We start from the raw sequence: 11,130 nt of genomic DNA on the forward strand, positions 1-11,130 counted from the left end.
AACTGCTATACTATGAGGTATTAATCCAAATTTCTCTGGGCTATCCCTCTGTAAAAGGTAGATTGCATACGCGTTACGCACCCGTGCGCCGGTCTCTAGCTCCGAAGAACTATACCCCTCGACTTGCATGTGTTAAGCCTGCCGCTAGCGTTCATCCTGAGCCAGGATCAAACTCTTCATCGTATATTTTTATATTATATTGCGATGTTATCTATCGATTCTTTTCAAATCTCTCGATTCCATTACTCTTATTCTTTTGTCTTAACATCTCTGTTAAAACGGCTGTCAATTCAATATGTCTACGAACGTATGTTTCTTTTCTTTCGCTTGTTTCTCAAAGCGGGTGCAAAAGTAGAAAACTTATTTCTAACTGGCAAATGTTTTTTGAATTTTTTTTTAAGAAAATTTCTTTTCTTTTTCCTTCTCAAACCTTACCAATTTATCAATGAACTTTCCGTGTTTTGCGGGGTGCAAACTTAAAACTTTCTTTCCTTACCCACAAGCTTTTCTTAATCTTTTTTCGAAAATAAATTTTCGTTTTGATTGCTTTTGCTTGCCAGTATTTCAGTGAACGTTTATCGTTGTTGCGGGTGCAAAAGTAGCGCCTTTATTTACATTTACAAGCCTTTTTATTATATAATTTCAATGTTTTTCAAAACTTTCTCTTAACACTCTGATAACACCAAGTTTAGCTTTTCTTCTTTTTTACTGTTTCTAAGATTTTTCTTAAGCACATTGCTCATTTCACAATAAGCTTCGCTTTAAAACTCCCGATTTTGCAGACTTCACAACTGCAATGACACTTTACTGATTACTTTGCAACGGGAATTTAATGCGTTTGATAAGGTTTACCACGAAGGCACTAAGACATGAAGGTTCTCTTTATTATATATAGGCAATCTTCTTTTGAAAACTATTGCCCTAGCCCCGATAGTAGAGGAAATCCTTTTGTGCCGGCGTTCGGCACAAAAGATTGGAACGGATAGCGGGAAATAGCTCCTGATCCTTAAAACTAAATTCCAAATTTTTCAAATTCCAAATTCCAAAACTGAAATTACTTTAGCTGTTCGCTATTGCTCAAGCACAGATTCCAAAACTTAAAGGCTTCGACTTCGCTCAGCCGGACATATTACTCTTATATATATGATACAAAAAATAAAACCCGACAGATTTTAGCAAACTGTCGGGTTGTGTAAAGATTTATAGCCATTTATTCGAAGCGAATGGCTTTGACCGGCGATATCTTTGTGATTATATAGGACGGAATTAGCAGGACAACGAAACATACTGTAATGGTAAGCAAGTTTAATAAGGCGATGTAACCCCAGTTTAAATATACCGGTGCCTGATTGACATAGTAGTTTTCGGGATTTAACTGCACTACTCCGAATTGCTGCTGGATTAATAATATTGCGATACCTATTAAGTTACCCCAAAATAATCCTCGTATAATGAGATAGAATGCGTTGTATAAAAATATTTTACGAACTGTCCAGTTGTTCGCTCCCATTGCTTTTAGGATTCCGATCATTTGGGTGCGCTCTAATATAAGCACAAGCAATGCAACAACCATATTTATGGTAGCCACTAAAATCATAACCCCAAGGATCACGACAATATTGAAGTCGAACAGTTGTAACCAATCAAAAATATAGCTGTATTTTTCTATTATAGTTTTGGTATCTAAAGTAGACGACGTTTGATCGTAAACCTGGATTCCTGTTGTTTTGATATTATCGAAGTCTTTGACAAAGATCTCGAAAGCTCCAACCTGATCCGAACTCCATTTATTGATTCGCTGAATGTGACGAATGTCTCCTATTATATAGGTAGCATCGAATTGCTGAAATCCTGAATTAAAAATACCCGCAATTTTGAACCTACGGCTGTTTGGCATTTTTCCTTGTTCTTCTTTAATAAAGAATGTATTGAAATTATCGCCTAACTTTAGATTAAGCCGGTCTGCAAGAAGCCTGGAAATTAAAACTTCTTCGTTTAAACTTTTAGAAAAGTCCGGCACTTTGCCCTCAACAATGTATTCTTTAATATTATTCCAATCGTAGTCTCCTCCTACTCCTTTGAAAACAATTCCTTCGAAAGCATTTTCGGTTCTAATAATTCCGGCTTTACTGGCGATGGCCTGAATATGTTTTACTTCGGGAACTGATTTGAAATTGGGATAAAAATCCTGATTTTTTGATATTGGGGTTAAAGTAACTTCAGAATTGTTATTATCAAAATTTGATATAATGATCTGACCATTGAAAGCAGAAACTTTATCACGTATTTTTTGCTGCAATCCTATTCCGGTAGCAACTGAAACTATCATCATAATAATACCAATTGCAATAGCCGAAATGGCAATTTTTATAATTGGCGCTGATATACTGCTTTTATAGTCTTTGGCAGTAATAAGTCTTCTGGCTATGAAATATTCTAAACTCAAATTTAAGTTGTCTTTTATTAATTATCACTGGATTTATTGATCCGAATCAAAAATACATTTTAAAAAGTAAAAACGAATGGCTTATAAAAACAATTACGAAAGTTTTAATCTCTTATAACGGAAGTTTCTTTTTCATTTCTTCTACTATATTATATGCAGCAGGACAAATGGCGACATTCTTTAAAGTAAGGTCCGCAATTTGATGAAACTTTTTACGATCTGTATGCGGAAATTCTCTGCAGGCTTTTGGACGAACATCATATATCATACAATAGTTCTCGCTATCCAGAAAAGTACAGGGAACACTTTTTAAAACATAATCTTTATCCTCATCAATTCGAAGATATTGATCAATGAATTGCTGTGGTTTTTGCCTGAATGATTTCGAGATACGTTCGATATCGGCCAAAGTAAATAATGGCCCGGTTGTTTTGCAACAATTGGCGCATTGCAAACAATCTGTTTTTTTAAATTCGGCATCATGCAAGTCCTGCATAACATAATCTAAATTCTTAGGTTGTTTCTTTTTTAGCTTATCAAAATACTTTTTGTTTTCGATATGCTTATCTTTGGCTAACTTATTTAAGTTATTTAAAATTTGTTTCAAGTTTACTTTTTAAAGTTGATCTGCAAAATTAAACAACTTTAAACTTGAAACCCTAAACTTTGAACTAAAATACGATGAAAGATCTATTTGGGAAAGCGATGTTCGACTTTCAAACCAATAATTCTCCTGAAGATATCATTACAGAAACTACAATTTCTGAAGAAGATGAAATGAGTGTTGATTATTTATTCCGTTCTTATAACGACATGCCAAAATTAGAGCAAAAAGCATTGCAATTAGCCTTTGGTAAAATATTAGATGTTGGATGCGGCGCAGGAAGCCACACTTTGTCTTTACAAAATGACCGTAATTTAGAAGTTACATCAATAGACATTTCAGAAAAAGCAATTGAAACTTGTAAACTTCGCGGTGTGAAGAATGCAAAAGTTCAGAATATATTAGATTTTGAAGGAGAAAGATTCGATACGATTATTTTATTAATGAATGGTGTTGGTATTTTTGGGAAATTAGAGAACTGCAATAAATTTTTATCTAAACTAAAATCTCTTTTAAATCCAGGCGGACAGATCTTATTAGATAGTTCTGATATTATTTATATGTTTGATGAGGATGAAGATGGCGGAAAATGGATTCCATCTAATAATGATTATTACGGCGAACTTGTTTTTAATATTTCTTATAAAGGAGAAAAAGAAGAACCTTTTGACTGGTTGTATTTAGATTACAACACACTTCAGAATGCAGCAATTGCAAACGGACTTAAATGCGAACTGATTCTTGAAGGCGAACATTACGATTATTTGGCTAAACTTTCGATTTAAAATAAAACAAATTGATCATGGAAGCATTAGATTTAGAAAAATTAAAGTATCCGATTGGAAAATTTGAATTTCCTAAGGAATTTAGCACTGAATATATTTCTGATAAAATTCATGAAATTGAATCTTTTCCTGAAAGATTAAAAAAAGAAACGATTCATTTAACAGATGAACAACTGGACACTCCTTATCGTCCCGGCGGATGGACTGTTCGACAAGTAATTCATCATTGTGCAGAAAGCCACATGAATTGTTATGTGAGAATAAAATGGGCTTTGACAGAAAATAATCCGGTGATAAAGCCTTATGATGAAACTTTGTGGTCTGAATTGCCCGATAATTTACAAATGCCCATTCAGCCAACGCTTACTTTGCTGGAAGGCTTACACTTTAGACTGGCTTATATTATGAGAAATTTATCTGATGAAGATCTTGAAAAATCGTTTATTCATCCGGAGAATAATTCAGAATATAAATTAAAACAAATAATAGCGACCTATGCCTGGCATGGAAATCACCATTTAGCACATATTACTACTTTAAAAAAAAATAAAAACTGGGAATAAAACCTGTTTCTTTTTTATACAATGTGTATTATTTATCCTAAACAAAAAAATCTCTTCGGCTGAAGAGATTTTTTTTATATCCTTTATGGAATATTCAAATATTTATGGGTTTGAAGTGAAACTCTCCATTTTGGATTATTCATTACATAATCTACAATTAATGGTGTCATCTCTTCTTTTTTACTCCATTCTGGCTGAAGAAACAAAATCGCATTGTCATTTACCAACTCAGCTTGTTCTTCTGCAAAAATAAAGTCGTGTTTGTTATAGATAATTACTTTTAACTCGTGTGCATTATCATACACGGTTTGTGTTGGTAATTTATTCTTTTTAGGCGAAAGACAAATCCAATCCCAGGTTCCTGATAGCGGATATGCTCCTGAAGTTTCTATGTGAACTTTTAGATTTCTGTCTTTTAATTCCTGAGTTAGTAAAGTCATATCCCAGGTTAATGGCTCTCCACCAGTAATCACAACGGTATCTGCCTGGGTTGCTGCATTATTTACAATTAAATCAACACTTGTTGGCGGATGTAATTCTGCATTCCAGCTCTCCTTCACATCACACCAGTGACAACCAACATCGCAACCTCCAATTCGTATAAAGTAAGCGGCCGTTCCTGTATGAAAACCTTCGCCCTGAATAGTATAAAACTCTTCCATCAAAGGTAACATTGCTCCTTTATTTACTTCTAATTGTATTTCTTTTGATAACATTATTTTATTTTAAAGTGCAAAGATAGTCAATTAAATACGGAACAAAAAAAACCGATAGTTCAAAGAACTACCGGTTTTGTATTTAAGAAAAGATCTTATATTATTTTAAAGCTTTTACAGATTGCGCTGCGTAAGCATTTGCAGGATCTAAAACTAAAGTTTTATTGAAATATTCAATTGCTTTAGCTTTATCAGTATTTGCATAACTAGCACCAATACTATTGTAAGCTTCGATTACTTTTTTAACTGTAGCAGGTTTTGCTAATTCTTCAGGACCTTTTGCAGTTGTTTTAGTAACATACTCTTCGTAGTTTTTGATAATTAAATCATCTTTCTCCAATAAGTTATTGATTCTTCCTTTGTATAAGTAAGCTTCATCATAACTTGGAGAAGCTTCTAAAACTCTGTCGAAAGCACCTTCAGCTTTTGCTAAAGCAGCAGCATCCGGAGCACCATCTTTTTTATTTGCATTAGCATAATAAAGAGAAATACCATAATAAACATTGTCATCTAAATAATTTTTAGATTCTTTGTTATTAACAGCAAGTTCAAAAACAGTTGCTGCTTGTGCAAATTGTTTTTTACCAAACAATGCTTTTCCTAAATCAGCAAGTTCTTCAACTACTAAAGGCTCTAATTCAATTGCTTTTTTAATATCTGCAACACCAGAATCAAAAGCAGCCTGATCAACTACTCCTTCTGCATTAGTTCCTTTTTTAATTTTTGATAAACCTAAATACAAATAATCTCTACCAATTACTTTGTTTGAAGGTACTTTCATAAAATCTTCGATAGATTTAATTGCTACATCAACATTTCCGTTTTCGTAAGCAGCATAACCTAAATATCTGTAGATTCTTGGATTTACTTTATCTTCAGCAATCATTTTGTTTGCTACAGTTTCAAGAGTTTTATAGTCTTTTACCAAGATTAAGAAATCTGCATGACGCATTTTAGAATCTAAAGAGTAATCTGTAAGACTTAAATATTTCTCGTAGTTTGTAATTGCATTTTGCATATTAACTTTTGCAGTAGAAGTTTTGTTTCTTCCCCATTTGTAATATGTCTCAGCTAATTCTCTGTAAACTGGTCCATAATTAGGGTTGATTGCGATAACTTCATTAAAAGATTTAATTGCTTCTTCGTATGATTTAGCTCCTTTTAATAAAACTCCTAATTGCATTTTTGCTCTCAAAAGCGTTGGATCTGCAGTAAATGCATCACGGTAAGCTTTGTAAGCATCATTTTGATTGTTTGAACCGTAGTAAGCATCACCAATTGTCAAAAGAGCATTTGCATTTTGAGGCTCGATTAATAAAGCACGTTTCAAAACAGCAATTGCAGCTGGATAATCAGGATTATTAGAGTTAATATAAGCTCTACCGATGTAAATAAACTCTTCTACATCTTTACGTTTCATATCTTTTGTTGCTAAGCCAAAATTTGCCTGAGCTGCAGCAGCATTTTTATCATCAAGATCTATTTGACCTAACCCAATATAATTTAAGTTTTTCTTATCAGATGCCTGCAATCCACTTGCGTAATAAATTTTAGCTGAATCAACAATAGATTGATTTAAGTATACATTACCTAAAACAAAATGAGCTTCTCCGTCAGAAGGTTTTGCCTTGATGATTGCTTTAAGCAAAGACTTTGCTTTTTGAAATTGTTCAGCATCAACTGCCTTTTTAGCTTCTTTGATATCTTGCGCTTTTGCAACAGTAGCTGAAGCAACTAAGGCAAGACTAAAAATTTTAAATTTATTCATCTTTAATTGTAATTAATTTATTCTTTATCTTTAATAATTTGACTTCTAATCTTAAGATTTCTTCCCGGCATCCTAACAGGCAATAATCCTGATTTTAAAACAATACGCTGCCCAATATCTCCTGATATAAATGAAGCGAATCCCATTCCTAAACCAGTATATCCCTGACAATTTATAATAAACAAATCACGTGCCAAAGGATATTTCTTTTCACCAAGATCATTTTGGGTAGGATTATAATATCCATCACCGTTTAGACCTTTGACGCTCATTACATTTATTTTTTTAATGATATCGAGCATATTCGGAGATGGTTGATACAGCCAGTTTACTCCAACTACCCCAATCATACCATCATTCTCTGAAACGAATTTAATAACTTCGTCGTTAGTTTTAAAAGAAAAAACGTTTTTTGACGGAAGCTCTTTTACTTTAGCCAAATCTTTCATGTATCGTACTGTACTTGAATTTGGATTATCAAATACTAGTCCTTTAATTCCAGAATCTGATTTGCCTTGTAAAAAATCGATCACGGTTTTCAACGCAATTAATGTATCATTATTGCCTTTATTAGTTACAAAAGCTATTGCATCTGTCGCAAAAGGCGTTACTCTGGGATTAATCTTACTTTTTTCAAATCTTGCTTTTTCTTCCGTAGTCAGCTCTCTGGTTGTTACTACAACTTTTGCTTTTTGATTTAATAAGTCATTTATTAATTCTGCTTCTGACTTCGGTTTTATCGCAATTTTTGCTTCGTAATATGTTCCTTCAAAAACAGCAACCATATCCTCAACAATAGGTTTTATTGTTTCATCTACGGTAATATCTAATGATCCTTTTAAAATTGTTTCGCTTTCAGCTTCATTCTTGCTTTTTTGGTTGCACATGGCAAACAAAAAAACAAAAACAGCCAAACCTACAACTTTACTATATTTCAACATAATTATTCTGCGTTTGAATTGATTAATCTTAAGAAACGAATTGCTGAATATACGATCAATAATCCGCCAAAAGCATATCTGTATTTAGGTTCCATATCTAAGGGAAGTTTATCCCAAAACATAATCATTAAACCCAGTACAAGATATATTAAAAAAAACATTATTCCTAAAACAAGAAGAAATCGCTCTTTGAGCGATTTCTTCTGAATATTATTAAGCTTATCTTTTAACATTATTCTGCAGATTGAATAGTAATAGGAAGCGAGTAAAGAACCCTAACTTTCTTACCATTTTGCTCGCCGGGAGTCCATTTTGGACATTTTTTAAGAACACGAATTGCTTCTGCTCCTGTACCGTAACCGATATCCCTTAAAACTTTAATGTCGGTTAATGAACCGTCTTTTTCAACTACAAAAGTAACATAAACTTTACCTTTTAATCCTTCTTCTTCCGGAGTCTTGTAATTGTTTCCTACGAATTTGTAGAACTTTTCAATTCCTCCAGGGAAATCAGGTTTTACCTCGATACCAGCAGTATTATAAACAGTGTTATCTTCCTGAATGATCTCAGTAACCGGTCCTTTACCAACTGGCTCATCTACAGTTAAAACTGCATCCGGATCTCCTTTGATAGTTTCGTTACCTACTTTTTTATCCTTAAGATCCACAATTTTTGGTGGGTCTTCAGTAACCTCATTTGCTTTAGCAACTACCGGTTTCACGAACTTAACCTGATCCACTTTTGGTGGTGGTGGTGGTGGTGGTGGTTGATTTGGCTTAATTTCCTCTTTTTTAGGAGGTAATTTTACTGTTGCGATTTTAATATCATTATTCACCACTTCTTCTTCAGACTCTGGTAACAAGCTTGCAATAAGAGGAGCTGCAACAGCTAAGCTAAAGATAATTGAACCAATAATAAGAGCCCTAACGGTAGTCTTATTGTTCGATTTTCTTAACTCATATGCACCATATATCTTATTACGTCCTTCGAATACGATATCAAGCCACTGATTTTTAATTATATCTAATTTCATTTTTCTTGATTATTAGGGATTAAAATAAGATTGCTCTTATTTTTTATCTATCAATTTCGTTTCTTCTGGAGTAAACTCAGGAACAATAGCATAAGTTTCTACACCTGAAATTGCCATCTCATCCAAAATATCAACCAAATTACGGTAATTTGATTTTTTAGTTGGTTTGATAATAACAATGATTCCATTTTTAGGTTTCCCTAAAGCTGTAGAATAAGCTAAAACTGCTTTCTTCTGAGTTAATAATTCTCTACGAATTCCGTCTTTACCATAGGCGATATCTTTAGGTCCAACTTTAGGACTTGCAAGCAATCCCATATAATAAGTCATCTTATTGTCTTCACCTAGTATAACTGTCATCGTACGATTTTCATCTACTTTGGTATCCTTAGTATCTTTTTCGTTAGGATCTTTATCTGGCAGAGACAAATCCATCGCTTGAGGTTTTGACAACGATGTGGTCAACATAAAGAACGTGATCAATAAGAATGCCAAATCCACCATTGCCGTTAAATCGACCTTAGAATTCTGCTTTTTACTTCTTACTTTACCACCTTTTCCGCCACCACCGTCGCCGGTATTTAATTCAGCCATTTTAGTGTATGTTTTTTAATTAAAAGTCTTTTCCTCTCGTACCTGTAACTAAGTTAAAGGAATTGATTTTCTGATCTTGTAAAATATCCATAATCTTTTTGATTTGTGGATATTGTTCTTTAGCATCTCCTTTTATTGCAATTTTCAATTCTTTATCATCAAGATCAATCGAAGCTCTTCTTGAAACTAAAAGCCAGTCTTTTAATTGATTATCTAATGAATCTATTGGAATTCCAGGTTGATTTGCTTTTGTTCTGTCAGCCGCTTTCATATCAATGATTTGCTTCAAATTTGTTAATGGTACACCGAAGTCATCCATTAAAGCAAATTTAGTTTTATCATCTTCAGAGAATTCTATACTGTATTTTGCTCCCATACCTTCAAGAGTTCTTTTACGAATCTCTCTACCTTTTAGATCAAAAAACACTTTACTTTTCCCGTCAGCACCTTTTCCAATTGTAATAATAGCTAAATCCGTATCAGGTAATTTAGATTGAGCAACAGAAGAAGGCATATCTACAGGAAGTGCTTCTGGCACTTTGGCAGTAGCGGTCAAAATAAAGAACGTAAGCAAAAGGAACGCAACATCACACATGGCAGTCATATCTGTCGATGTTGACTTTTTTTTCATTTTTATTTTAGCCATTATCTTTTATTTTATTTTGATATAATTAATTATAATTAATACTAATCAAAAATTAATTATTGTTTCAAACTTCCTCTGAATCTTCTGTAAGTATTTACAATTGTAGTACCAGCCTCATCGATAGAGTAAGTTAAATCATCAATTTTAGCAGTAAAGAAGTTATAAGAAACGATTGCTAAGATAGATGTAGAGATACCTGTTGCAGTGTTGATAAGTGCCTCAGAGATACCTGTTGCAAGAGCAGCCTGGTCTGGAGTTCCAGCAGAAGCTAACGCACCAAACGCTTTAATCATACCAGATACAGTTCCTAATAATCCTCCTAAAGTTCCTAATGATACTAAAGTAGAGATAATAGTCATATTTTTTTCTAACATTGGCATTTCTAATGAAGTTGCCTCTTCGATTTCTTTGTGGATTACTTCTGCAGCTTCTTCACTGTTGAATCCTTCTTTTTTAACATCTTGGTATTTTACCAAAGCAGATTTAATTGCATTTGCAACTGAACCTTGTTGTTTGTCACATGCAGCGATTGCAGCTTCAATGTTTCCTTCTTTAATACTTCCTTGTACATTTTTCATAAATGCATCTAAGTTAGCTTTACCAGCAGCTTTACCGATAACGATAAATCTTTCAATAGAAAAAACAACAACCATTAAAAACATACCTAATAATACTGGTACGATAAAACCTCCTTTATATACTTGACCAAGTGTATTGATCGGGTGACCAGTTTCTGGATTACCTCCTTCGAAGTTAGCCGCATCTCCCATGATTACTTTCCAAATAAACACCCCAACTAAAACACACGCAACAATAATGATTCCTGTAATCATTCCTCCTCCATTTGAAGTGCTTTCTTTTTTAACTTTAACGTTTGCCATTTTTTTTAATTTTAATAGTTTTAAATAATTTTTATTTTCGTCATTTTTCATTTAGTTCTCAATCGTTTGAAATGGTAATCCAAAAATAATATCGTGACCTATCGATGTATAACCAATTTCTTTTGCCCAGAAAGTAACTTTTGCGACATTATG

12 protein-coding genes and 1 rRNA gene are annotated in these 11,130 nt (G+C 33.3%); 2 read left to right on the forward strand and 11 right to left on the reverse strand.

What is annotated here, in order from left to right; genetic code table 11:
* The 3 genes from FLACOL7796_RS23295 to FLACOL7796_RS23305 form a co-directional block, all read right to left on the reverse strand.
* Positions 1-183: ribosomal RNA gene (locus tag FLACOL7796_RS23295) — 16S ribosomal RNA — on the reverse strand; the annotation flags it as partial.
* Positions 184-1,210: 1,027 nt separating this feature from the next.
* Positions 1,211-2,446 (reverse strand): ABC transporter permease, encoded by a 1,236-nt coding sequence (locus FLACOL7796_RS23300; protein WP_173973165.1) that lies wholly within the window; start codon positions 2,444-2,446, stop codon positions 1,211-1,213.
* 112 nt (positions 2,447-2,558) lie between these two features.
* Positions 2,559-3,053: a YkgJ family cysteine cluster protein gene (locus FLACOL7796_RS23305; RefSeq protein WP_053472553.1), complete on the reverse strand. Its 495-nt coding sequence runs from the start codon at positions 3,051-3,053 to the stop codon at positions 2,559-2,561.
* A gap of 74 nt (positions 3,054-3,127) precedes the next feature.
* Here FLACOL7796_RS23305 and FLACOL7796_RS23310 point away from each other — a divergent pair, with 74 nt between their 5' ends.
* Both FLACOL7796_RS23310 and FLACOL7796_RS23315 read left to right on the forward strand, forming a co-directional pair.
* The gene (locus tag FLACOL7796_RS23310; protein ID WP_173973166.1) at positions 3,128-3,835 is read left to right on the forward strand and encodes a class I SAM-dependent methyltransferase; all 708 of its coding nucleotides are present in this window, start codon (positions 3,128-3,130) and stop codon (positions 3,833-3,835) included.
* A 17-nt stretch (positions 3,836-3,852) separates the two neighbouring features.
* A complete protein-coding gene (locus FLACOL7796_RS23315) occupies positions 3,853-4,398 on the forward strand; it encodes a YfiT family bacillithiol transferase (protein WP_173973167.1) in 546 nt (181 codons plus the stop codon).
* Positions 4,399-4,481: 83 nt separating this feature from the next.
* Here FLACOL7796_RS23315 and FLACOL7796_RS23320 read toward each other — a convergent pair whose 3' ends face one another.
* The 8 genes from FLACOL7796_RS23320 to FLACOL7796_RS23355 all read right to left on the reverse strand — a co-directional run bounded on the left by FLACOL7796_RS23320 (position 4,482) and on the right by FLACOL7796_RS23355 (position 10,977).
* A complete protein-coding gene (locus FLACOL7796_RS23320; protein WP_173973168.1) occupies positions 4,482-5,114 on the reverse strand; it encodes a 7-carboxy-7-deazaguanine synthase QueE in 633 nt (210 codons plus the stop codon).
* A 100-nt stretch (positions 5,115-5,214) separates the two neighbouring features.
* On the reverse strand, positions 5,215-6,882 hold the full coding sequence (locus FLACOL7796_RS23325) for a tetratricopeptide repeat protein (protein WP_173973169.1): 1,668 nt from the start codon (positions 6,880-6,882) through the stop codon (positions 5,215-5,217).
* A 17-nt stretch (positions 6,883-6,899) separates the two neighbouring features.
* Positions 6,900-7,823, reverse strand: coding sequence for a PstS family phosphate ABC transporter substrate-binding protein (locus FLACOL7796_RS23330; RefSeq protein WP_173973170.1), 924 nt, complete (start codon positions 7,821-7,823; stop codon positions 6,900-6,902).
* A 2-nt stretch (positions 7,824-7,825) separates the two neighbouring features.
* Complete coding sequence (locus FLACOL7796_RS23335; RefSeq protein ID WP_173973171.1) at positions 7,826-8,056, reverse strand: hypothetical protein; 231 nt, start codon at positions 8,054-8,056, stop codon at positions 7,826-7,828.
* Positions 8,056-8,856: an energy transducer TonB gene (locus FLACOL7796_RS23340; protein ID WP_173973172.1), complete on the reverse strand. Its 801-nt coding sequence runs from the start codon at positions 8,854-8,856 to the stop codon at positions 8,056-8,058. Before FLACOL7796_RS23340 ends, FLACOL7796_RS23335 begins: the two co-directional genes overlap by 1 nt.
* Before the next feature lie 36 nt (positions 8,857-8,892).
* A complete protein-coding gene (locus FLACOL7796_RS23345) occupies positions 8,893-9,450 on the reverse strand; it encodes an ExbD/TolR family protein (RefSeq protein ID WP_173973173.1) in 558 nt (185 codons plus the stop codon).
* Positions 9,451-9,469: 19 nt separating this feature from the next.
* Positions 9,470-10,096 (reverse strand): ExbD/TolR family protein, encoded by a 627-nt coding sequence (locus tag FLACOL7796_RS23350; protein WP_173973174.1) that lies wholly within the window; start codon positions 10,094-10,096, stop codon positions 9,470-9,472.
* Positions 10,097-10,152: 56 nt separating this feature from the next.
* On the reverse strand, positions 10,153-10,977 hold the full coding sequence (locus tag FLACOL7796_RS23355; RefSeq protein WP_173973175.1) for a MotA/TolQ/ExbB proton channel family protein: 825 nt from the start codon (positions 10,975-10,977) through the stop codon (positions 10,153-10,155).
* Between the last annotated feature and the right edge of the window lie 153 nt (positions 10,978-11,130).

This window comes from Flavobacterium bizetiae (assembly GCF_902804475.1).
Classification (GTDB): Bacteria; Bacteroidota; Bacteroidia; order Flavobacteriales; family Flavobacteriaceae; genus Flavobacterium; species Flavobacterium bizetiae.